The organism is Variovorax sp. 10L421, assembly GCF_056395365.1.
Window position 1 is genome coordinate 76,591 of record NZ_JBFTJJ010000021.1, and the last position, 22,406, is coordinate 98,996.

The following is a 22,406-nucleotide window of genomic DNA, read 5'->3' on the forward strand; positions in this document are numbered from 1 at the left end:
TCCCCCTCGCCGGGGGCGACACCAGGGGCCCGGCAAAGCCGGTTCCTCGGTGCCCCACGAAAATTTCCGCTCCAATGCAAGCAGCTCTCGCGCTCGTCTTCAACGCCTTCGTCTGGGGCGTTTCGTGGTTTCCGTTTCGACAGATCGCGAGCCACGGCCTGCATCCGCTGTGGACCACCTGCCTGATCTACCTGGTCATCGCCGCCGCGATGGGGCTTTTGCGACGGCACGCGTGGAAAGGTTTCATTGCCTTTCCGATGCTGGCACTGCTGGGCCTCGCGGCCGGCTTCACCAACGTGGGATTCAACTGGGCCGTGACGCAAGGCGACGTGGTGCGCGTGGTGCTGCTGTTCTACCTGATGCCGCTGTGGAGCGTGCTGCTGGGCTGGCTGCTGCTGGGCGAGCGGCCGACCGGCGGCGCGCTGGCGCGCGTGGCGCTGGCGCTCACCGGCGTGGTGGTGGTGCTGAAGGCGCCCGGCACCGAATGGCCGGTGCCGTCGAGCCTGCCCGACTGGCTGGGCATGGCGGCGGGCTTCAGCTTTGCCGTCACCAACATCGCGCTGCGCCACCTGCGACAGGCGCCGGGCGAGTCGCGCGCGCTGTCGATGTTCTGCGGCTGCGCCTTCGTGGCCGGCGCCGCGGCGCTGGGCGGCACCGCGCTCGGCGCGTTCGATTCGCCGCTGCACGCCTCGCCGGGCTGGCTCGGCTGGGCCGTGCTGCTGGGCACCGGCTTCGTCTTCGCCAACGTGTGCCTGCAGTACGGCGCGGCCCGGCTCCCGGCCGCCGCGACCTCGGTGATCATGCTGTCGGAGGTGCTGTTCGCGAGCGTGTCGTCGGTGGCGCTCGGCGCGGCCACGATGGAGCCGCGCATCCTCGCCGGCGGCGCGCTGATCGTGCTGGGCGCCGTCTGGTCGGCGTTTGCACGAACGCCCGGGCGGAGTGATGATCGCGCCTCTTCCCCCACCTGAGGAAACAGCATGACCAGCGTCTACGACTTCGAGGCCAACCGGATCGACGGCAAGCCGGTAAAGCTCTCCGCCTTCAAGGGCAAGGTGCTGCTGATCGTCAACACCGCCAGCAAATGCGGCTTCACGCCGCAGTTCGCGGGGCTGGAGGCGCTGCACGAGAAGTACGCCGACCAGGGGCTCGCGGTGCTGGGCTTTCCGTCGAACCAGTTCGGCGCGCAGGACCCGGGCACCAACGAGGAAATCGGCGCCTTCTGCACCACGAACTACGGCGTGAGCTTCCCGATGATGGAGAAGATCGACGTGAACGGCAGCAACGCCGCGCCGCTGTACCAGTGGCTCACCAAGGAAAAGCCGGGCCTGCTGGGCAGCACGGCCATCAAGTGGAACTTCACCAAGTTCCTCATCGGGCGCGACGGCACCGTGCTCAAGCGCTACGCGCCGCTGGACACGCCGGCCTCGCTGACGCGCGATGTGGAGGCGGCGCTGGCGGCGGGCTGATTCATCAAGGCCCGACGCGCAGGAACCCGATGCCTGCGTGCCGCCCATCCCGGCCATCGCGCCGGTCCAGCGCGTTCAGCCACTCGATCAGCGCATCCTCGTCGACCGGCGAAGGCAGCAGCCGGAACGACTCCTGCGCCAGCACCTGCGCAGGCAGCCGATGCACGATCTGCAGCTCGGTGTGATGGACGACATACAGCACCGGAAGCGGCCGGCCCGCGGCATCCTCCACGTCGGACAGCTTTGAGATCGTCTTCGCGGCGTCCGCATGGATCCCGATGATGACGGCGTCGAACTGATGCCCTGCGCGGATCGCCGCTACCAGTTCGGACATCCGGCCGAAAGGCGCGCTGTCCGCGCCCAGGACCGACAGCGAATTGGAGGTGCAGATGCGCTGCAGCGCATCCGAATCCACCAGGGCAATCCGATACTCCCTGGGGATCCAGGATGCGTTCACAGGCTACTGCTCCCCGGCGACGTCGATCTCGACGCGGCGGTTCGGCTGCAGGCAGCGCAGCAGGGCCGGCGAACTGCGCGTGCCCTCGCAATCGCTGACCACCGGCTGGCGCTTGCCCATGCCCGCGGCGCGGATCAGCTTGCCGTCGATGCCCTGCTTCACCAGCAGATCGCGCACGGTGTTGGCGCGGGCGAGCGACAGCGCCTCGTTGTAGGCGTCGCTGCCGAGCCGGTCAGTGTGCCCCGTCACCACGATGTAGTGCAGCGACCTGAAGTTGCCCCGCAGCTCGGCGGCCAGCCGCTCGATGCGCACCTGTCCATCGGGGAGAAGGTCCGACAGCGAAGAGCCGTCGAAGCGGAACAGGCCGTCGGCATTCAACGTGACCTTCTGCGGCGGCGCCAGCCTGGTGCTGGCCGGAATCGGCGTAGCCGCCGGCGGCTGCGCGAGCAAGGCGCAGTCGGGGTTCTTCCACCAGCCGCCCGTCGACACGCCGTCGCCGCTGAAGCGCACCATGTACTGGCAGGTCACATAGTCGGCGCTCTTGCCCGTGCGGAAGTGGAAGATGTAGTTCCACTCGCGCACGCCCCAGAGTCCTTCGCTGAAGTGCGGCCAGCCCAGCAGTTCGCGCACCTGGTCCTTGCCCATGCCGGTGCGCATGCGTGCGAACGCGTCGGTGCCGGGAAAGGCGCCCTGCTTCCACCTGGCGCTGCCAAGGTCCGGAAAGTCCTCGGGCTTTGGCGCCTCCAACCGTTCCGATGCGACGCGCGCCTGCGCGTCCTTGTCGATGGCGGCGCCCGGCGAGGCACAGCCCTGGAGCATCAGCATTGCCGCTGCCAGTGCAGTTCCACAGATCGTTCGATTCATGATTTCTCTTCTCCCCGCGCTCAATTGAAGACCCACTCGGCGCCGACCGTGGCGGCCGCTCCCGCGCGACTCATGCCCACGCCGCCCGTCAGGCTCCATGCGTTGTTCTCCGAGGTGCGGCGGAAGCTCACGCCCACCGCGCTCTCGCCCTTGAAGACGCCATAGCCGATGCGCATCACCGTCTTGCCGGGCACGTAGGTGCCGGGCATCTGCACCGCCATGGCGGCGGCCACGCCGGCGTAGGCATTGCGCGCGACGCCCCGGATGTCGCTGCCGAGCGCGTTGACGCGCGCATCGGTGTAGGCCGTGTTGGCCGCGCTGGACTGGTTCAGCTGCTGCACGTTGACGGCATCGGTGGGCGCCACGCCCGGCGCCACGTTGTGCACCGCCACCGGCCCGGCGGCGCTGCCGTTGCCCATCGTCACGCTGTTGTAGTTGACGCTGCCATCCACGTTCGTGTCGTAGCGCACGCTGCCGGCCTGCACCGCCTGCAGCTGGCGCACGTTCACCGCATCGGTGGCCTGCGTGCCGCCCGCGACGTTGGTGATCTGGCGCTCGTTGCCTGCACTGCCCACCGACACCGCGCCCTGCGCGGACAGCACCGAGACGTTCGAGAACATCTCGCGCTGGCCGTTCATGCCGGCGCGATCGGCCGATGCACCGCTGCCAAGGGCCACGCCGCTGCTGGTGGTGGCGATGGCATTCGCGCCCAGCGCGATGCTGCTTGCGCCATTCGCCTGCGCGCCGCTGCCGCCCGCAAAGGCGCTGTTGCCCAGCGCGATCGCCTGCGGCCCGATGGCCACGCTCTCCGCGCCGGCAGCCTGCGAGTCCGCGGCCTGCGAGTTGGCGTGGAAGTACTTGATGCCTGCACCGCCGACCTGGATGTTGTTGATGGCCTGGTTGGTTGCATAGAGCTGACTGCCGTTGATCGCGTCCGTGCTGGTGGCGCTGATCTGGCCGGCCGCCACGTTCTGGATCTGGCGCTCGGCCCCTGGCGCGCCGACGCTGACCACGCCCACCGGCGCGGCGCCGGCGAAGTCGTAGGTCTGTCCCTGGATGGTGGTGCTGGCCATGGGCGTGGCCGCGGCGGTGGTCGAGCCCGCGCCGAGCGCCACGCTGTTGTCGGTGCTGGCGGTGGCGTTCGGGCCCACGGCCACGCTGTTGGCGGTGGTGGCACTGGCATTGGTGCCCACGGCCAGCGAATTGACCGCGCCGGAGCCGACGCTCGCCCCCGCGCCGACAGCAATGCTGTTGGCCGCGCTCGCGCCGCTGTTGTCGTAGTTGCCCTGCCTGGTGCCGCCGTCGTTCACGCTGTAGTAGTGCGTCTGCGCGTTGTTGACGATGGTGGTGATGCTGCCGCCCAGCGCATTGACGGTGCTGGCGACCGCGTACAGCTGGCTGCCGTTGATGGCATCCGTGCTGGTGCTGCTGATCTCGCCCGGCGCGACGTTGACGATCTGCCGCTCGGCGCCGGGGGCGCCCACACTCACCACGCCCGCGGCGGTGCCGGCAAAGTTGCCGTAGGTGATGGACGGCCCCGGCGCATAGCTGACCGAGCCGTCCGGATTGAGCGTGGCGATCACGCCCGGCACCGTGGCGCTGCTGACCTGCACGGCCGCCTTGTCGGCGCTGTCGTTGCCGAGCACCACGTTGTTGGCGTTGGCCACCGTGACGTTGTTGCCGAGCACGAAGCTCTGGTTGGCGCCGACCGCGATGGTGTTGTTGTTGCCGATGGCGTAGCTGTCGTCGGCGTCGATATAGCTGGGGTCGCCGATGGCGCCGGAATGCGCGCCATTGACCTGGTTGCCGGTGCCGATGCTGATCGACTGGAGGCCGTTCGCACGGGCGCCGTTGCCGATGGCGATAGCGCTGTTCTGAGAGGCCCGCGCTTGCGAGCCAATGGCCACGGTGTCATTGGCGGTGATGCCCGTACCGGCCATGAAACCGCTGGCGATGTTGTAGTCGCCGGTCACGTTGATGCCCGTCAGGAAGCCGCTCGCGACATTGTTGCTGCCGGTCACGTTGTTGCCGGCGACGTAGCCGCTCGCGACGTTGCCGCTGCCTTCGACGGAAGCCCCGGCGCTATTGCCGCTGGCTACATTGTTGCTGCCGATCGTGCCCGCCCCCGCTGAGGCGCCCAGGTAGGCATTTCCGCTGCCTTGCAGGCTGACCCCGGCCCCGGAACCGATGCCCGTATTGCTGGACCCCGACGCCGGATTGAGACCCGAAGCATTGGCCGATGCCAGCGCATTGCTGCCCAGCGCCGTGTTGGCGCTGCCGTCCATGAAACGCATCGCGTTCTGGCCGACAGCGGTGTTGTGGACACCGTTGGTATTGCGCCCGGCCTCCTGGCCGATGAAGGTCGCATACTGGTACTTCGAGTTGGTGCCCGCCTGCGCCCCGACCATCACGCTGTCGGACAGGTAGCCCGGCTGCGCCAGCATGGTGGCGTTCAAACCTGCATTGGTGCCGATGACCACTTCCTGCGCGTCATGCGACTTCGCGTTGTTGCCGATGGCGATCGACGAGTAGAACGTCGAAGGCGTGGTCGCACCCGTGGAAACGGTCCCCGACACCGACGCGCCCGTGCCGATGGCGATGCCGCCGGTGGCGATAGCTCCCACGCTCGCGCCGTTGCCCATGGAAACCGAATTGGCGGCCTCCGCCGTCGCATTCACGCCCGCCGCCAGGCTGTTCAGTCCGGTGGCGCCGCCATTGCTGTAGTTGCCCTGCTGCGTGCCCCCGTCGTTCACGCTGTAGTAGTGCACCGCGCCCGCCGCCGCCGCGCTGGACACCGCCTTGAGCTGGCTCACGTTGACCGCATCGCTGTCGGCGGCGCCGGCGGCCACGCCGGTGATCTGGCGGAACTTGCCGTTGGCCGCGTCGCCCACGCTGACGGCCGCCAGTGTGCCGGTGGTTGAGGTGATGGCGCTGGCCTGTGCCGCGGCGGCGCTCGGTGGAACGTAGGGCGCGATGCCCGCTGCCGTGCTTGCCACCGACCCCTGCCCCAGTGCCACGCCGCCAGGCTGCGTCACGCTGGTGTCGCTGCCCAGCGCCACGGCCCCGCTGACGCTGGCGGTCGTGGCGCCGGCCGCATCGGCGCCCAGGTGGACGTTGTTGCCCAGCACGAAAGCATCGCTGGTGGTGGCGCCAATGGTGTTGTTGTTGCCGACGCTGTAGCTGTTGGCGCCGTTGATGATGCTGGGGTCGCCGATGGCGCCCGAATGATCGCCGCCGACCACGTTGCCGGTGCCGATGCTGATGGACTGCAGGCCTGTGGCTTTTGCGCTGGTGCCGATCGCTATGGCGCTGTCCTTGCCGGCCAATGCTCTGGATCCGATGGCGACAACATCGTTGGCCGTGACACCAGCAGCAGTCGCTTCATCGACGTTCGCGAAATAGCCGATTGCGACGTTGCGACTGCCGGTGCTTCCGTAGCCTGACGCATAGCCTCCTGCAAAGTTGTAGTCGCCCTTCACGCCACCGCCCGAGGAGTCTCCAATCGCAACATTGGAGTTCCCCGTGACGGACGTGCCTGCGCCGCTACCAAAGGACGAATTGCTGGATCCGGTCGAAGAACTGCCCGCCGAATAGCCGAAGCCTGCATTTGAATCCCCCTGGCTTCCTTCCAACGCGAAGGTCCCAAAACCGGCCAGTCCGTAGCCCGAGGAGTCGCTGCCCGCGTTCGCACCAAAAAAGGAGCTGGTGGTCGCTGTCGATCGCGAAGCTGCTTGGTACCCAACCGCGATCGATCCGTTCGTGCTGGATCCCTGGCCCGCCGATTCACCGATGAAGTAGCTGTTGCTTGAGGTGGAAGATTCGCCCGCCCTTTGTCCGATGGCGATATTCGAACCCATTGCCGTCGCGGATTCCCCGATCGCGATACCGCCGACAGAAGCAGGAGACAGGATCGTCTTGGCGCCGTGTCCGATCGCAACGGAACCCTGCGTCGCTGCTGTTGCCCCCACGCCGGCAGCCATTGAATTGACGCCCGTGGCGCCGTCGTTGGCATAGTTGCTGCCGGCACTCTGGTCGGTCGATTTGACGCTGTAGTAGTGCACGGCCCCTGCCGCCGCCGCGCTGGACACCGCCTTGAGCTGGCTCACGTTGACCGCGTCGCTGTCGGCCGCACCGGCCGCCACGTTGGTGATCTGGCGGTATCGCCCATTGCCGCCAATGCTCACTGCGCCCGACGTTCCGGTGGTCGCACCAATGGCTGCCGTCTGGGTAGCACCGGCGCCTGCCGGCACGTAGCCCGCCACACCCTTGTCCACGCTGGCCACCGAGCCGCTGCCCAGCGCCACGCCGTCGGCCACCGTCACGCTCGTCGCGTTGCCCAGCGCCGTGGCGTTCGCGACCTGAATGTTGACGCCGTTGCCCAGCACGAAGGTGTTGGTGGCGCCTGCGCCCAGCGTGTTGTTGTTGCCCACGCTGTAGCTGTTGGCGCCATCGATGACGCTGGGGTCGCCGATGGCGCCGCTGTTGGCGCCCGACACCACGTTGGCAAAGCCGATGCTGATTGACTTTTGGCCCAGAGCCTGCGCGCCGACACCGATGCCAATCGCGTAGGTTCCTGCCTGCGCGCCACTGCCAATGCCGATTGCCATTTGGCCCGTCGTCTTCGCGTTGGAACCGATACCGACTGAATCAGTACCCTCGGCCCGCGCATTGACGCCCAAAGCGACCGCCCTTCGCTGGGCGAACCCATTGGCGCCAATCGCTACACCATCGTCGCCCCACAGAATGGTGTTATAGCCAATGGCAACCGTGTTGTTACCGGCAGACGTACCAATGGCTGCAGCCGCCGCAAGCCGTCCTATGGAAACATTGTTGTTGCCGGTTCGGCCGCCGCCGGCATCGACCCCCACGCCGACGTTTCCTACGCCGCTACTGAGTTCCAGCGCACCGACGCCCAGTGCCGCCATGAACGTTCCGGTGGATTTATACCCTGCCTCATAGCCAACCGCGGTGTTGGCAATGCCAGACGCATTGTTCGCGCCAGCATTGACTCCCACATAGGTGTGTCGGCCCTCGCCGCTCGTCCCACCGGCCGAGAGACCCGCGTTGTTCCCCACGAAGACGCTGCCTGCCGCGACACTGCTCAAGCCCGCGTTGGAACCAACGGCCGTCGAGGTGTAAGAGGCCGTCGCGCGCGAACCAAGTGCAGTTGCGCCGATACCGTCGGCCTTGGCGCCAGTGCCAACGGCCAGAGCTTGGTCCTTGCTGGCCGTGGCGCTGTTGCCGACGGCAATGCTGTCGATGCCGAGCGCCTTGGTCTCCGTATTCCCGATCACGATCGCCCCTGCGCCGACGTTCGCGGAAACAATACCCGCGAGACTTGCCAGATCCGGCCCCCCTGTCGTCGCACTGGTCGCAATGCCCGATATCGTGGCAAAGCCACCGCTGCCGTTGGACACCTGGCAGGTCCATGCAGGAGTTCCGACAGCGGGGGCGCCGACTGCGCTGCACACGGCCCCCGAGGCGTTGTCGATCTTGACGTCGGCCCAGGCGGCGCCCTGCACACCCGCCGCCAACAGAACGGCGGCCATCACCTTGCCGCCGGCGCGCTTGCCGCACGCCCTGGTCACTTCGGATGCCGCCACCCAGGCACTCAGCGCCTCGTTCCACACAGACCGATAGGTCTTGTTCATTTCAGTCTTCCTCGATCAATCAGGTTGCATGCACAACCTCGTCCATGACCGGGCACGGGAGACTGTGGCTTTTGCGAGATCGCAGCACCGGCCGGCACTGCACAGGGCGCGGATGATGTCGAGGGAGGTTCCGCGGCGCGGACACGCCACGAGGTTTCGTCAGAATTGCCGGCACTTTTCGTGTCGGTTTGTGAATTTTTTTTACACTGTTCGCATCCTTCGAGTAACTGCGGCGGTTTGTGTGAAATCGTCAGATTTGGTCCTTCGATTCGCTGTCAGAATCCCGCCGCCAAACGAACGGACCCCATGCGCATCGCCATCCTCGAAGACGACCCCGACCAGCTGTCCCACCTCGTGCGGACGATGGAGCAGCTGTTCACGGTGGGAGAAACGACGGTGGCGTGCACGGCCTTCACCGACGGCGCCGCGCTGCAGCAGGTGCTGCGGCGGGAAAGCTTCGACCTGCTGGTGCTCGACTGGAACGTGCCGGGGCTGGAAGGGCTCGAGTTGCTGAAATGGCTGCGCACCTGGCAGCACGACCTGGTGCCCGTGCTCATGCTCAGTTCCCGCACCTCGGAGCAGGACGTGGTGCAGGCGCTGAACTTCGGCGCCGACGACTACATCGTCAAGCCGTTCCGCCCGCTGGAGTTGCGTGCGCGCGTGCAGCGCCTGATGGCCAGGCGCTCGCCGGTGGCGCAATCGGACCAGGAGCGCTTCGGCCGATGGGAGTTCGACAGGCTCACGCAGAACGTGCTGATCCATCCGGTTCCGCCGGACAGCGCACCGCCCGAGCGGCATGCGCTCACCGATCGCGAGTTCAAGCTGGTGCTGGTCTTGTTCCAGCACATGGGCGGCGTGGTGTCGCGCGCCCATCTGCTGGAAAGCGCCGGCTACAGCGGCGAAGAGCTGCCGTCGCGCACGCTGGACAGCCACATCTACCGCTTGCGCAGCAAGCTCGGGCTGGAGGCGGAGCGCGGGCTAAGTCTGCGCACGGTCTATGGACGCGGCTATCGGCTCGAAGCCACCCGGCAGGAGGAACCCTGATGGTGCCGCAGGGGGCAAGGACTATGCTCCCGCCAACCAGAACGATTCCGACATGACAAAGAGCGATCACGGAACGAGGGGAGATTCTCAAGCGATGCAGTGCAGGCAGCTGGTGGCATGCGCATGGTTCATTGCATTCGCGGTGTCCGCACAGTCGCAGCCGACGCCGCACGTCGTGCAGCCCGGCGAAACACTCTGGGGCATCACGGGGCAGCGCCTGCAGGCACCGCAGCGCTGGCCCGAGGTGCAGCAGCGCAACCAGGTCGGCGAGCCTCGCCTGCTGCAACCCGGCACGGTGCTGCATTTCGCGGACGGCCGCATCGTGCCCGAGGGCGCAGCCGTGGTGACGGCAGTCGAAGGAGCGGCCTCGCGCCGCCGCGGCGGCAGCGGGGGCGAACAGGCGCTCTCCCCCGGCATGCCGATCCAGCCGGGCGACATCCTCACCACCGGCGGCGAGGCCTTCGTTACCCTGGGCCTGCCTGGCGGCAGCCGCGTCGTGCTGCCCTCCCGCAGCGCGCTCGAAGTGCTGGCGATCGATGCCGCGACGGTCAGGCTGCGGCTCATCGAAGGGCGCGTGGAGTCGCAAGTCCAGAAGCAGCGGCCCAGCCAGCAGTTCGAGATCCGTGCGCGGTCGCTGGGCCTGGGCGTGCGCGGCACCCATTTCCGCGTGCGCGACGAAGGCGGCTTGCTGGCCAGCGAGGTCATCGAAGGCGAAGTGTCGGTCGGCAAGAGCGCCGCGGCAGGACGACAAGACCCGCAGCGGCCCGCAGCGCCTGCAGCTCCTGCCCTCGTACTGCGCGCGGGCCACGGCGCCGTCCTGCTGGAAGACGGCAGCGCCGAGGCGCGCACCCTGCTGACGGCGCCCCAGCTCCTGCCTGCCACCGGGCCCCGAAGCGGCGACCGGACGCTCGAACTCGTGCCGGTCGCGAACGCCAAGGGCTACCGGTTGCAGCTCGCGCGCGACGAGCGCGTCCTGCTGCCGGTGCACGAGCAGCGCGGCACCGGCCCCGCATTCACCGTGCCGCCCGAAATCGAGCCCGGCTTCTACCAGCTTCGCCTCACCGCCTTCGATGCCGCACAGCTCGAGGGATTGCCGGGCGACAGCACGGTCTACCTGCCGCCATCCAGTGCAAGTGGACAGGGCAGCAGCGCAGGAACGGCCACGCCGATAGCCGACGGCCGCGTCGAGATCCGGTGGCCCGGGGTTTCCGGTCGGCGCTACGCCTTCGAGCTTTCGCGCAGCGCCGACTTCTCGCTGCTGCTGCTCAGCGAGCCGGCTGTCTACGCCACGGGCATGACGGTGGGCCCCTTCGCGGTCGGCGGCCGCTACCACTGGCGCGTGCGCGAGCAGCAGCCGGGCAGCACTGAACCCGCGAGCCCCCGGCAGGGCTTCGGCGGAAGCTTCGACATTCCCGCGCGTTGAGCCGGGCCTTCACAATGCGCACGCGGCTCGTCATCGAACGGCTGTTGATGGCGCTGCTGTTACCCATTGCCATGCTGGGACTGGCGCAGCGCCCCATCGTGACGCAGATCGATGCCTCGATCCATGACCGGATGCTGCGCCTTGCATCGCACACCGCGACGCCCGACATCATGATCATCGCGATCGACGAACGCAGCCTGGGCGAACTCGGCCGCTGGCCTTGGTCCAGGGAAACCCACGCCCGGCTGCTGGAGCGACTGGCGCCCCATGCACCGCGCGCGGTGCTGCTGGATCTTTTCCTGACCGAGCCCAGCATCAACCCGCGGGATGACGAGCGGCTGGCGCAAGCCATGGGCAAGCTGCCGGTCTACCTGCCGCTGCTGCATGCCCCGCCGTTGGCGTCGATGAGCGAGAACTGGCCGGGCTTCCTGCCGCCGCTCGCGGCATTCGCCGAACGCGCCAGGGGCGTCGGCCATGCGGGCCTGACGCCGGATTCCGACGGGGTGGCGCGCACGCTGTACCTGCGCGAGGGATACGCCGGGCACCTGCAGCCCTATGTGGGGGCGCTCATGACGGGCCGCGTCCCGCCGCAAGATCCCCCAGCGGCATCGTCCGGCACCTGGGTGCGCGAGGACCCGCTGCGCCTGCTGTTCGCCGGCCCGCGCGGCAGCTACCGCACGGTGTCGTATGTGAGCGCACTGCGTGGGGAAGTGCCCGATGCGCTGCTGCAGGGCAAGCTGCTGCTCATCGGCGCCACGGCCCCGGGCCTCGGCGACCAGACGCTGGCACCCCATGCGGGCGTCCGGGGCGTGCTGTCCGGCGTCGAGGTGCACGCCAATGCGATCGACAACCTGCTTCATGCGCGCAACATCAGCGTGCTGCCGCCACTCGCCTATGCGGCATGGACGGTGGTGCCGATCTGGATCGCGCTGTGGCTGCTGATCCGCATGGCGCACCACGCCTTGCCGGTCGCCTTCAGCCTGGCCGCGACCTGCCTGCTGCTCAGCATCGCCGCCATGCTCGCGCGGCACTGGTGGCTGCCCCCGGCGGCCCCCATATCGGGGCTCGCCATCCTCTACCTGCTGTGGAGCTGGCGGCGGCTGGAGTCTCAGTTCGCCTTTCTCCGCGAGCGCGCCCAGGTGCTGGACATGCTTCCGGCCGGCGCCTTCGAGATGCTCCCGGCCCTCGCGCCTGCGGCGGCCGATTCCGCGCAGCAACCCAAGCAGGCCCTGGACCGGGCCATTGCCCGTGTCCAGCGCATGCAGAAGCTGATGGACGAAGCCATGCACACCGTGCCCGTCGCCATGCTGATCTGCGACGAAGACGGGCGCATCGGATCGAGCAACGCCGCGGCCTTTCGCCTGTTGCGCGCCGGTGCGCCGCCTTCGCGCGACGGCGAGGCAGCGGCACTCAGGGGTGTGTCGCTGCCCAGGTTGCTCGCGACCCTGGCGACCACGGTGCAAGCCGATGCAGCGATGGCGGCGGAACACCCCCACTGGACCGTGCGCCTGCGCGGCGAATACCAGACCACCGAGGCGCACGTGTTCCAGTTCGAGGCCGCGCCCTTCGGCGCCGCGGCGCGTGACGAGCGGGGCTGGGTGGTGGCACTGCCCGAACTCACCGCCGAGCGCGAAGCCCAGCGCCAGCGCGATGAATGGCGGCGCTTTCTGTCCCACGACCTGCGCAGCCCGCAGATCACCATCCTCAGCCTGTTGTCGATGCATGACGCCGAGACGGACGCGGCACCGGCGCCGGCGGATCTGCTGCGGGCGATCCGCCGGGAAGCGGAATGCACACTCGCGCTGGCCGAGGGTTTCATGGACTACACCGAGGCCGGGTCGAACGACTACCGCTTTGCGGAAACGCATGTCGGCACGGTGCTGCTCGACGCGCGGGATCAGGTGTGGCCCTACGCCCGGACCCACGGCGTGCGCGTGGAGACAGGGCTCGACGAAACCGATGAAACAACGATCCGGGCCGACGGCGCGCTGCTGACGCGCGCCATCGTGAACCTGCTGAACAACGCCATCCGCCACAGCAGCCAGGGCGGCTGCGTGAGCCTGCGCATGGAGGCCATGCCCGATCTCCAGAGCCCCGGTGGAGGCGTTGTTCGCATCACCGTCAGCGACGAAGGCTCGGGCATGACACCTTCGCAACTGCAGGCCCTGCTGACCACGCCGCGCGGCCAGCGCCTTGCCATGCACAAGGAAGATCAGGCTGCCGCCGCGCCTGCCCCGATGCCCGCCGCACGCGGCATGGGCCTTGGGTTTTCAGTGGTGCGCGCGGTCGTGCAGCAGCATGGCGGGCACATCGAGGCGCAGAGTGCACCGGGCGTGGGCACCACGTTCTGGCTGAGCTTGCCGCTGCGCTGCGGCGCGCCCTGAGCGCACCGGGAGTTCAGAACCTGAAATCGACGGTCTTCGAACCGCCGCCCACCGTCACCGTCTGGCTCTTGGCACTGCCGGCCATGGCAGCGTCGATGGTGTAGCGGCCCGCCGGCAGGTCGATCAGGCAGACCGGCCCGCTGGCGCGCAGGCCCAGCGAAGGCGCGCCGTCGGCGCCCTTGATGTCGACCTGGACATCCGTCAGGTAGGCACCGTCGGAGCGCGCGAAGAGCAGCGCCAGCGGATGCTCCTTCATGGCCGCGCGCATCGCGGTCGATTCGTCCGAGCCGATGCCGCCGCAGACATAGCGCACCGCGCCCTCGCCCTTCCATTGCGGCATGGCCGACTGGGCTTGCACGCCAACGGCAGCGGCCGCGCAAGCCAGCGCCAGCAGGGCGTGCCGCAGGTGCTTCTTCGGAACGATGGAAGCTGCTTGAACAGAAGACATGAGGCTTGCTCCTTGGAAAAATCGGTGCTGCCATGATGCGGCGCGAATTGCCATGGCGCGAGTCGGACCAGAGCGCTCTTCGGTGTGCGATCAGGCCGCCGCCAGCGCCGCGTCCAGCAGTTCCACCCAGTGCCGCACGGGCGTCTCCCGGCTGCCGCTTTGCAGGTGCGTGATGCAGCCGATGTTGGCCGAGGCGATGACACTCGGCTGCAGCTGCTCCAGGTGGCCGAGCTTGCGGTCGCGCAGCGGATAGGCCAGCTCGGGCTGCAGCACCGAGTAGGTGCCGGCCGAGCCGCAGCACAAGTGCGATTCATTCATTGCCACGCGGATGTCGAAGCCCAGCGCGCGCAGATGCGTCTCGACGCCGCCGCGCAGCTTCTGGCCGTGCTGCAGCGTGCACGGCGGGTGGTAGGCCACCACGCCCTGCGGCGCGCGCACGCGGGCCTTCAGAGCAGGCACGAGGTCCGGCAGCAATTCGCTCAGGTCGCGCGTGAGCTCGCCGATGCGTGCTGCCTTCAGCGCGTAGGCCGCGTCGTGCTGCAGGATGTGGCCGTACTCGCGCACGGTGACACCACAGCCCGAAGCGTTCATCACGATGGCCTCCACCTCGTTGCGCTCCACGAAAGGCCACCACGCATCGATGTTGGCGCGCATCTGCGCCTTGCCTCCGTCCTGGTCGTTGAGGTGGAACTTCACCGCGCCGCAGCAGCCGGCCTCGGGTGCGATCACCGCCTGTATGCCGGCCGCGTCGAGCACGCGTGCGGTGGCACTGTTGATGTTCGGCATCATCGACGGCTGCACGCAGCCCGCGAGCATCAGCACCTTGCGCGCGTGCGTGGCGGTGGGCCAGGCGCCGGCATCCTGCCTGGCGGGCACCTTGGCTTTCAACGCCTCGGGCAAGACGCCGCGCACCGACTGGCCGAGCTTCATCGCCGGGCCGAACAGCGGCGACGGTAGGCCCTCTTTCAGCAGCCAGCGCTGCGCCGACTCCATCGCGGGGCGCGGCACCTTCTCGTCGACGATCCTGCGGCCGATGTCGACGAGGTTGCCGTACTGCACGCCGCTCGGGCAGGTGCTCTCGCAGTTGCGGCAGGTCAGGCAGCGGTCGAGGTGCAGCTGCGTGCTGCGCGTCGGCGCCTTGCCTTCGAGCACCTGCTTGATGAGGTAGATGCGCCCGCGCGGGCCGTCGAGCTCGTCGCCGAGCAGCTGGTAGGTGGGGCAGGTGGCGGTGCAGAAGCCGCAGTGCACGCACTTGCGCAGGATGGCTTCGGCTTCGCGGCCTTCGTCGGTGCCGCGGAATTCGGGGGCGAGCTCGGTTTGCATGTCGGTTCTTGTTCTACGTGGAGGCGAGCAGGCGGCCGCGGTTGAAGAGGCCGTGCGGATCGAACTCGCGCATCAGCGCGCGCTGGATGCGTTCGACGGGCGCGCTCAACGCGTCGAAGCGCGGGACCTTGCCTTGGGTGTCCGACCGGGGCAGGCGGAACAGCGTGGCGTGACCGCCCGCGGCGCGCGCGATCTCGCGGATGCGCGCGGCCTGATCGGGCCGCGCCTTGTACCAGCGCTGGCCGCCGTGCCATTCGATCAAGGGCGCGGCGCCGTCGAGCGAGAGCACCGGCGCGGTCTGCGGCACCGACAGGCGCCAGAGCGCGTCCGTGCCTTCGCCGGTGGCGAACCACGGCAGTTGCTGGTCGCGCAGCGATTGCCATTCGGCGGCGGCACGCGCGTTGTTCTTGCGCTCGCCGCCGAGGTGTGTGCATGCGGCTTCCACGGCGGCCGCGGCGCCGCGCAGGCGCAGGTAAAGCGCACCCGCGCCTTCGTATTCAAACCAGCAGCTCGCATTCAGCGGCAGCGGCCGCCCGCCCCATTCGTTGAGCAGGCGCAGCGCATCGGCCTGGCCGCAGGCGAATGCTAGCGTGGCCTCGGCAGGCGCGACAGGCAGTACCTTGAGGCTCACTTCGGCGATCACGCCCAGCGTGCCGAGCGAACCGGCCAGCACGCGCGAAACGTCGTAGCCCGCGACGTTCTTCATCACCTGCCCGCCGAAGGTCAGCAGCTCGCCGCGGCCGTTGACCAGCGTGGCGCCGAGCACGTAGTCGCGCACCGCGCCGACGCTCGCGCGCGCGGGTCCGCTGAGGCCGGCCGCGACCATGCCGCAGACGGTGCCGTTGCTGCCGAAGCGTGGTGGCTCGAACGGCAGGCATTGGCCTTTTTCTGCAAGCGCCGCTTCCAGTTCCGCGAGCGGCATGCCGGCGCGCGCGGTGACGACCAGCTCGCTTGGTTCGTAGCTCGTGATGCCGGTGAGGTCGGCTGTGCTCAAGACCTCGCCATGCGGCGCCTCGCCGTAGAAATCCTTGGTGCCGCCGCCGCGAATGCACAGCGGTGTGCTGGCTGCGGCTGCAGTACGAATGCGCTCGATGATCTGGTGGAGTGCTGTGTCGGTACTCATCTGGCGGTCCATCGTGAGTGCTGTTGTTCGGGGTGCGTGCACAGGCCACCGGGTACTCCCCTCCGCGAATGTCCCCCGCCTTCGGCTCCTCCTTTATTTCGCTGCGGGGAGCACCCGGCGCCCTGTGCACAACGAGCGCTGCTCTTGTGCTGGCCGATCAACAAGTGCTCTGATCGATCACGCCGGCGGGGTGCCTTGCGCAGCGAAATAAAGGAGGAGGCCGAAGGCCGGGGGACATTCGCGGAGCAAGGTATCCCGTCGGCGTGATCGCGCCCCGAATGAACCCACGGGTTAAAACCGGTCGCCATGTCAGAACCTCGGCAGATCCGGATGCTGCAACTTCCCCCCGCGCACCACCTGCTTGCCGTACTCGGCGCAGCGCTGCAGTGTGGGAATCACTTTGCCGGGATTCAACATACCCTCGGGATCGAAGGCGCGCTTCACGCCGAACATCTGCTCGTTCTCGGCCGCTGTGAACTGAACGCACATGCTGTTGAGCTTCTCCACGCCTACGCCGTGCTCGCCCGATACCGTGCCGCCCATCGCGACACTGGTCTCGAGGATGTCGGCGCCGAACAGTTCGCAACGGTGCAGCTCGTCGGGGTCGTTGGCATCGAACAGCACCAGCGGATGCAGGTTGCCGTCGCCCGCGTGGAACACGTTGCAGCAGCGCAGGTTGTATTTCTTCTCCATCTGCTGGATGGCCAGCAGGATGTCCGCGAGCCGCTTGCGCGGAATGGTCGAGTCGAGGCACATGTAGTCGGGGCTGATGCGGCCCGAGGCGGGGAACGCGTTCTTGCGCCCGCTCCAGAACTTCATGCGCTCTTCCTCGCTGTTGCTGCACGCGATGGCGGTAGCGCCGCAGCCGCGCAGCACGGCGGTCATGCGGCCGATTTCTTCCTCGACCTCTTCGGGTGTGCCGTCGGATTCGCACAGCAGGATGGCCGCCGCGTCGAGGTCGTAGCCCGCGCGCACGAAGTCTTCGACGGCGGCGGTCATGGGCTTGTCCATCATCTCCAGGCCCGCCGGGATGATGCCGGCCGCGATCACCGCAGCCACCGCGTCGCCGGCCTTTCGCACGTCGTCGAAGCTGGCCATGATGCAGCGCGCGAGCTGCGGTTTCGGTACGAGCTTGACGGTGACCTCGGTGGTCACGGCCAGCATGCCTTCGCTGCCGATGACCAGCGCGAGCAGGTCGAGCCCCGGCGCGTCGAGCGCCTCGCTACCGAACTCGATGGACTCGCCCTCGGCCGTGAAGCCGCGCACGCGCAGCACGTTGTGCAGCGTCAGGCCGTACTTCAGGCAGTGCACGCCGCCCGAGTTCTCGGCGACGTTACCGCCGATGGTGCAAGCGATCTGGCTCGACGGGTCGGGTGCGTAGTACAGGTTGAAAGGCGCGGCCGCCTCGCTGATGGCGAGGTTGCGCACGCCGCACTGCACGACGGCCGTGCGGCTCACCGGATCGATCTTCAGGATGCGGTTGAACTTGGCCAGCGACATGGTCACGCCCATGGTGTGCGGCATGGCGCCGCCCGAGAGCCCGGTGCCCGCGCCGCGCGCCACCACGGGCACGCCGAGTTGGTGGCAGGCCTTGAGCACGGCGGCCACCTGCGCCTCGGTCTCGGGCAGGGCCACCACCAGCGGGCGGGCGCGGTAGGCGGTGAGGCCGTCGCACTCGTAGGGCGTGGTGTCTTCGGCCTGCCAGATCAGCGCGTGGGCGGGCAGATGCGCCTGCAGCGCGCGCACCACTTCGGACTGGCGCTGCGTTTTCTGCAGCGAATCGTGCTGCGTGGGGGTGAGCGGCGCATTCATGCGGCGACCTCTTTCTGCTTTCTTCTGCTCGCGGGATGTCTCGGGGTTTATTTCACGCACTCTACGGAATTGCGGCGGCCCTGGGTTGACGGATTTTTGCCGGGCGCTTGAAAGAACTTCGCGAACGTGGTGATTGGTTCTTCAGCGCAGGCTCTGTTCCAGCCAATCGGTGAAGGCCGCGCACTCCCAGCGCTCCAGCGTGCCCGGCTGCCAGCAGATGTAGTGGCGGTGCGGCGACGGCACGGCCTGCTCGGACAGCGCGACCAGCCGGCCCGATTCGAACCACGCGGCGCCCATCTTCTGCCGCACCAGCGCAATGCCGAAGCCGCTGGCGGCGGCGTCGTACACGAGTCCCAGGTCGTTGAACTGCGCGCCGATGTTCGGCTCGGGCTGGTCGAGCCCGCAGCTCGCGAACCAGGTGCCCCAGGGTTCGAGCGGGCTGCGGATCAGCCGCGCGCTGGCGATCTCGGCCGCGGTGCGAAAACCCGTGAACGGCCCGAACTCGTTGAGATAGCTGGGGCTGCACGCGGGCACCACCTGCTCCTCGAGCAACAGCCGGTGCTCGCAGTCGGCATACCCGCCGGGGCCGTAGCGCACTTCGAGGTCGGCCTGCTCGGCCGTCACGTCGAGCAGCGGGATCGACACCTGCAGCACCAGCTCGATGTCGGGGTAGATGTTGCGGAACAGCTCCAGTCGGGGCATGAGGAACTGCCGGCTGAAGGTGGGCGTGACGGCAATGCGCAGGCGGGTGGCGCGCTGCGCGGCGTTGGCGCCGAGCGGCATGGCCTGCAGCGCGGCGAGCCCCGTGCGCACGTTGGCGAGGTAGGCCGCGCCGTCTGCCGTGAGGCTGAAGTCGCTGCGGCCGAAGAGCTTGAAGCCGACGTGCGATTCGAGCTGGCGGATGCGGTGGCTCACCGCGCTGGGCGTGACGCACAGCTCGTCGGCCGCGCGGCCCGCGTGCCGCAACCTTGCGACGGCCTCGAAGGTCAGCAGGCATTGGATCGGGGGGATGTGCTGCGCAGCCATGGCGTCTTAGCTTCTTTGCGGGACGATCGCGTTCTGGGCGCGTGCACAGGACACCGGGTACTCCCCTCCGCGAATGTCCCCCGTCGGCGTGATCGCACCCGAACAACGCGCTTCACGCCAATCAGTCCTCGAAGAAGTTCACAGGCAACCCTCGCGTCTCGACCTGCATCGAGATCACCGTGCCCGAGGCCGGCCGCTGCTCGATCTCGGCGGCGGGCCGACCCTTGCGGCCGCTGGTGACGAACAGCGTCTTCAGGTCGTCGCCGCCGAAGCAGGGCATGGTCGGGCACTGGACGGGCACCGGCACGGCCGCCACTTGCTGGCCCGAGGGCGAGAAACGCAGCAGCTGCGCGCCTTCGAACATCGCCACCCAGTAGTGGCCTTCGGCGTCGATGGTGGCACCGTCGGGGCGCCCCCCGTAGCGCAGCAGCGAGTCTGGCGACCAGCCCTCGGGCTTGGCGTCGAACTGCTGGAACACGCGGGCGTGCGAGAGCGAGTTGCCCTCGGCGTCCCAGTCCCACGCGCGCACCACGTGTGCGGGGGTGTCGGCCCAATAGAGCGTGCGGGCGTCGGGCGAGAACGCGAGGCCGTTGGCGGTGGTGGCCTGGTTGGCCATCTGCGTGATGGTCGGCGAGATGCCGGTGTTGCTGCGTGCGTCGAGGCAATAGAGCGCGGCATTGGCACGGTCCTTGGCCTCGTTGATCGAGCCGGCCCAGAAGCGGCCCAGCGCATCGCACTTGCCGTCGTTGAAGCGCATGGTGCTCACGTCATGCTCCACGCGCGCCATCGCGACCAATTCGCCACCCCATTGGCGCGCGCGGTAGATGCCGTCGCGCAATGCGATCACGAGGCCGCCGCTGCGCGCCGGCGCCATGCAGCCGGGCTCGGTGGACAAGGGCCATCGCTCTACCTTCGCCTCCGGCGAGCCGATGTCGCCGCGCGTGCGCAGCACGGCACGCCCGGGAATGTCGAGCCAGTAGAGCGAGCGTTCTTCCGGGTGCCAGAACGGCGACTCGCCGAGCTCGCAGAGGCTGTCTTCGATGGAGGTCCACATGGTGTCGCGATTGTGCCCCCGGCCATCGCGGCGGCGGGCAAAAAAAAGCCCGCTGGCGCCGGAGCGCTCGCGGGCTGAACATCCAAAGGAGACCTCGCTTGAAAACTTTTTCTTCAATCGGCGAACACCGCGGAACCGGCTTTGCCGGGCCGCTGGTGTTGCCCCCCGCAAGGGGGTTGGCGTAGCGACACGAAGTGCGCGTAGCCTGGGGGTTTACCTGTTATATGCGGTCTCGCCGTGCGAGGAGATGTCGAGGCCTTCGCGCTCTTCTTCTTCCGACACACGCAGGCCGAGGGTCAGGTCGGCGATCTTGTAGGCGATGAAGGCCACCACGCCGGACCACACGACCGTGAGCGCCACGCTCTTGATCTGGATCCAGACCTGTGCGCCCATCGCGAAGGTGTCGGGCGTTGCGCCGCCGGTGCCGCCGAGGCCCTTGGCCGCGAACACGCCGGTCAGGATGGCACCCAGGATGCCGCCCACGCCGTGCACGCCGAACACGTCGAACGCGTCGTCCGCGCCGAGCATGCGCTTCAGGCCGCCCACGCCCCACAGGCAGACCAGGCCGGCCAGCAGGCCGAGCACGATCGAACCCATCGGGCCGACGAAGCCGGCTGCCGGCGTGACGGCCACGAGGCCGGCCACGGCGCCGGACGCGGCACCCAGCATCGAGGCCTTGCCCTTGTGCAGGCTCTCACCCAGGATCCACGACAGCGCCGCGGCAGCGGTGGCGAGCACCGTGTTGATGAAGGCCAGGCCGGCGACGGCGTTGGCAGCACCGGCCGAGCCGGCGTTGAAGCCGAACCAGCCGACCCACAGCAGCGAAGCGCCGACCATGGTGAGCGTGAGCGAGTGAGGCGTGAACGCTTCCTTGCCGTAGCCGACGCGCTTGCCGACCATGTAGGCACCGACCAGGCCGGCCACACCGGCGTTGATGTGCACCACGGTGCCGCCGGCGAAGTCCAGCGCTCCGTCCTTGCCCAGCAGGCCGCCGCCCCACACGATGTGGGCGATCGGCACGTAGCTGAAGGTGAACCACAGCACCGAGAACAGCAGCACGGCCGAGAACTTGGCACGCTCTGCGAAGGCGCCGACGATCAGCGCCACGGTGATGGCTGCGAAGGTGCCCTGGAAGGCGACGAACACGTATTCGGGGATCGTGGTCAGCGCGCCGAAGGTCTCCTGCGTGATGCCCTTCATGAAGATCTTGTCGAAGGTCCCCAGGAAGTTGCCGTCGCCCGAGAAGGCCAGGCTGTAGCCGTAGACGGCCCACAGGATGCTGATCAGCGAGAAGATCACGAAGACCTGCATCAGCACCGACAGCATGTTTTTCGAGCGGCCCAGGCCGCCATAGAACAGCGCGAGGCCGGGGATGGTCATCAGGATCACGAGAAGCGTCGAAGTCAGCATCCAGGCGGTGTCGCCGGAGTCGATCTTCGGAGCCGGTGCGGCTGCGGGCGCCGCGGGGGCGGCGGCGGCCGCAGCAGCGGCGGGCGCTGCCGCAGGGGCAGCCGCCGCGGGTGCGGATGCCGAAGCAGCGGGCGCCTCGGCCGTGGCCGCGGGCGTTTGTGCAAGGGCGGTGGTGCCGGCAGCCAGCACACTCAAACCGAACGCAAGAGAGACAAGCAGTTTTTTCATAATCGTTGTTCTTTCGGGCCTGGACTCGATCAGAGGGCTTCGCGGCCCGTTTCGCCGGTGCGGATGCGAACGACTTGTTCGAGGTTGTAGACAAAGATCTTGCCGTCGCCGATCTTGCCGGTGCGTGCCGCGCCTTCGACGGCCTCGATCACGCGGTCGACGAGGTCGTCCGAGACGGCCGCCTCGATCTTGACCTTGGGCAGGAAATCGACCACGTACTCCGCGCCGCGGTAGAGCTCGGTGTGGCCCTTCTGGCGGCCGAAGCCCTTCACCTCGGTGACGGTGATCCCCTGCACGCCGATGGCCGACAGTGCTTCGCGCACCTCGTCGAGCTTGAACGGTTTGATGATGGCTGTGACCAGCTTCATGAGTTTTCTCCTTCGGATGGAAATGAAATGGTGCGGCAGCTTGGGCCGCACCTCGTTGTTTTATTTACAGCGTCTTCGTCAGCGTCAGGATGAAGCGCGCCTTGTTGGGCGAGTAGGTCGTCTGGCCGAAGGGGCCGAAGCCCAGGTCGATGCCCGGGTTCGCGACCGCGACATAGGAGCTCTTCTTGTTGGCGCCTTGCACCGAACCGGTCAGCGACAGGCCGTTGCCGAAGTCGTAGCTCGCGCCCACGTTGTAGTCGACGTAGCTCTTGTAGCCCAGGCTGCGGATGTCGCTGGACATGTTCGTGTAGCCGACGGCCGCCTT

At 68.1% G+C, this 22,406-nt stretch carries 16 protein-coding genes and 1 pseudogene; 5 read left to right on the forward strand and 12 right to left on the reverse strand.

Annotated features, from left to right (window positions below):
* Positions 1-74: 74 nt before the first annotated feature.
* Both AC1DFC_RS22900 and AC1DFC_RS22905 read left to right on the forward strand, forming a co-directional pair.
* A complete protein-coding gene (locus AC1DFC_RS22900) occupies positions 75-968 on the forward strand; it encodes a DMT family transporter (protein WP_413315940.1) in 894 nt (297 codons plus the stop codon).
* A gap of 9 nt (positions 969-977) precedes the next feature.
* Positions 978-1,466 carry a glutathione peroxidase gene (locus AC1DFC_RS22905; RefSeq protein WP_007831681.1) on the forward strand — a complete coding sequence of 163 codons (489 nt, stop codon included), beginning with the start codon at positions 978-980 and terminating at the stop codon, positions 1,464-1,466.
* A 4-nt stretch (positions 1,467-1,470) separates the two neighbouring features.
* On the opposite strand, the gene AC1DFC_RS22910 is transcribed toward AC1DFC_RS22905, so the two are convergent.
* From AC1DFC_RS22910 to AC1DFC_RS22920, 3 genes are read right to left on the reverse strand one after another with little or no spacing between them, the layout of a single operon-like run.
* Positions 1,471-1,923 carry a hypothetical protein gene (locus AC1DFC_RS22910; protein WP_413333047.1) on the reverse strand — a complete coding sequence of 151 codons (453 nt, stop codon included), beginning with the start codon at positions 1,921-1,923 and terminating at the stop codon, positions 1,471-1,473.
* 3 nt (positions 1,924-1,926) lie between these two features.
* Positions 1,927-2,787, reverse strand: a complete 861-nt coding sequence (locus AC1DFC_RS22915) for an OmpA family protein (RefSeq protein WP_478180050.1) — start codon at positions 2,785-2,787, stop codon at positions 1,927-1,929.
* Between the two features lie 20 nt (positions 2,788-2,807).
* Positions 2,808-8,438 carry an ESPR-type extended signal peptide-containing protein gene (locus AC1DFC_RS22920; protein ID WP_478180051.1) on the reverse strand — a complete coding sequence of 1,877 codons (5,631 nt, stop codon included), beginning with the start codon at positions 8,436-8,438 and terminating at the stop codon, positions 2,808-2,810.
* Between the two features lie 306 nt (positions 8,439-8,744).
* Between AC1DFC_RS22920 and AC1DFC_RS22925 the strand changes: the two genes are divergently transcribed.
* The 3 genes from AC1DFC_RS22925 to AC1DFC_RS22935 all read left to right on the forward strand — a co-directional run bounded on the left by AC1DFC_RS22925 (position 8,745) and on the right by AC1DFC_RS22935 (position 13,289).
* Entirely contained in the window at positions 8,745-9,482 is a 738-nt protein-coding gene (locus AC1DFC_RS22925; RefSeq protein ID WP_007831689.1) for a response regulator transcription factor, read from the forward strand.
* 142 nt (positions 9,483-9,624) lie between these two features.
* On the forward strand, positions 9,625-10,905 hold the full coding sequence (locus tag AC1DFC_RS22930) for a FecR family protein (protein ID WP_478180052.1): 1,281 nt from the start codon (positions 9,625-9,627) through the stop codon (positions 10,903-10,905).
* A 14-nt stretch (positions 10,906-10,919) separates the two neighbouring features.
* The gene (locus AC1DFC_RS22935) at positions 10,920-13,289 is read left to right on the forward strand and encodes a CHASE2 domain-containing protein (RefSeq protein WP_478180053.1); all 2,370 of its coding nucleotides are present in this window, start codon (positions 10,920-10,922) and stop codon (positions 13,287-13,289) included.
* 13 nt (positions 13,290-13,302) lie between these two features.
* Here AC1DFC_RS22935 and AC1DFC_RS22940 read toward each other — a convergent pair whose 3' ends face one another.
* The 9 genes and pseudogenes from AC1DFC_RS22940 to AC1DFC_RS22980 form a co-directional block, all read right to left on the reverse strand.
* Positions 13,303-13,737 (reverse strand): hypothetical protein, encoded by a 435-nt coding sequence (locus AC1DFC_RS22940; RefSeq protein WP_007831692.1) that lies wholly within the window; start codon positions 13,735-13,737, stop codon positions 13,303-13,305.
* A gap of 90 nt (positions 13,738-13,827) precedes the next feature.
* A complete protein-coding gene (gene glcF / locus AC1DFC_RS22945; protein ID WP_007831693.1) occupies positions 13,828-15,060 on the reverse strand; it encodes a glycolate oxidase subunit GlcF in 1,233 nt (410 codons plus the stop codon).
* 13 nt (positions 15,061-15,073) lie between these two features.
* Positions 15,074-16,183, reverse strand: coding sequence for a glycolate oxidase subunit GlcE (glcE, locus tag AC1DFC_RS22950; RefSeq protein ID WP_478180054.1), 1,110 nt, complete (start codon positions 16,181-16,183; stop codon positions 15,074-15,076).
* A gap of 309 nt (positions 16,184-16,492) precedes the next feature.
* A complete protein-coding gene (locus tag AC1DFC_RS22955; protein WP_478180055.1) occupies positions 16,493-17,995 on the reverse strand; it encodes an FAD-linked oxidase C-terminal domain-containing protein in 1,503 nt (500 codons plus the stop codon).
* A 141-nt stretch (positions 17,996-18,136) separates the two neighbouring features.
* Positions 18,137-19,021, reverse strand: a complete 885-nt coding sequence (locus AC1DFC_RS22960; RefSeq protein WP_478180056.1) for a LysR substrate-binding domain-containing protein — start codon at positions 19,019-19,021, stop codon at positions 18,137-18,139.
* A gap of 121 nt (positions 19,022-19,142) precedes the next feature.
* A complete protein-coding gene (locus AC1DFC_RS22965; RefSeq protein ID WP_007833394.1) occupies positions 19,143-20,075 on the reverse strand; it encodes an SMP-30/gluconolactonase/LRE family protein in 933 nt (310 codons plus the stop codon).
* A gap of 213 nt (positions 20,076-20,288) precedes the next feature.
* Entirely contained in the window at positions 20,289-21,713 is a 1,425-nt protein-coding gene (locus AC1DFC_RS22970; RefSeq protein WP_007833397.1) for an ammonium transporter, read from the reverse strand.
* Between the two features lie 29 nt (positions 21,714-21,742).
* Positions 21,743-22,081: a P-II family nitrogen regulator gene (gene glnK, locus AC1DFC_RS22975; RefSeq protein ID WP_007833403.1), complete on the reverse strand. Its 339-nt coding sequence runs from the start codon at positions 22,079-22,081 to the stop codon at positions 21,743-21,745.
* Positions 22,082-22,145: 64 nt separating this feature from the next.
* Positions 22,146-22,406 (reverse strand): annotated as a pseudogene (locus tag AC1DFC_RS22980) (TorF family putative porin); the annotation flags it as partial.

Coding starts and splice junctions, on each gene's coding strand:
- AC1DFC_RS22955 (WP_478180055.1), bottom strand. CDS start 17,995: ATGAATGCGCCGCTCACCCCCACGCAGCACGATTCGCTGCAGAAAACG.
- AC1DFC_RS22970 (WP_007833397.1), bottom strand. CDS start 21,713: ATGAAAAAACTGCTTGTCTCTCTTGCGTTCGGTTTGAGTGTGCTGGCT.
- glcE (WP_478180054.1), bottom strand. CDS start 16,183: ATGAGTACCGACACAGCACTCCACCAGATCATCGAGCGCATTCGTACT.
- AC1DFC_RS22920 (WP_478180051.1), bottom strand. CDS start 8,438: ATGAACAAGACCTATCGGTCTGTGTGGAACGAGGCGCTGAGTGCCTGG.
- glnK (WP_007833403.1), bottom strand. CDS start 22,081: ATGAAGCTGGTCACAGCCATCATCAAACCGTTCAAGCTCGACGAGGTG.
- AC1DFC_RS22940 (WP_007831692.1), bottom strand. CDS start 13,737: ATGTCTTCTGTTCAAGCAGCTTCCATCGTTCCGAAGAAGCACCTGCGG.
- AC1DFC_RS22905 (WP_007831681.1), top strand. CDS start 978: ATGACCAGCGTCTACGACTTCGAGGCCAACCGGATCGACGGCAAGCCG.
- AC1DFC_RS22935 (WP_478180053.1), top strand. CDS start 10,920: ATGCGCACGCGGCTCGTCATCGAACGGCTGTTGATGGCGCTGCTGTTA.
- glcF (WP_007831693.1), bottom strand. CDS start 15,060: ATGCAAACCGAGCTCGCCCCCGAATTCCGCGGCACCGACGAAGGCCGC.
- AC1DFC_RS22925 (WP_007831689.1), top strand. CDS start 8,745: ATGCGCATCGCCATCCTCGAAGACGACCCCGACCAGCTGTCCCACCTC.
- AC1DFC_RS22965 (WP_007833394.1), bottom strand. CDS start 20,075: ATGTGGACCTCCATCGAAGACAGCCTCTGCGAGCTCGGCGAGTCGCCG.
- AC1DFC_RS22960 (WP_478180056.1), bottom strand. CDS start 19,021: ATGGCTGCGCAGCACATCCCCCCGATCCAATGCCTGCTGACCTTCGAG.
- AC1DFC_RS22900 (WP_413315940.1), top strand. CDS start 75: ATGCAAGCAGCTCTCGCGCTCGTCTTCAACGCCTTCGTCTGGGGCGTT.
- AC1DFC_RS22915 (WP_478180050.1), bottom strand. CDS start 2,787: ATGAATCGAACGATCTGTGGAACTGCACTGGCAGCGGCAATGCTGATG.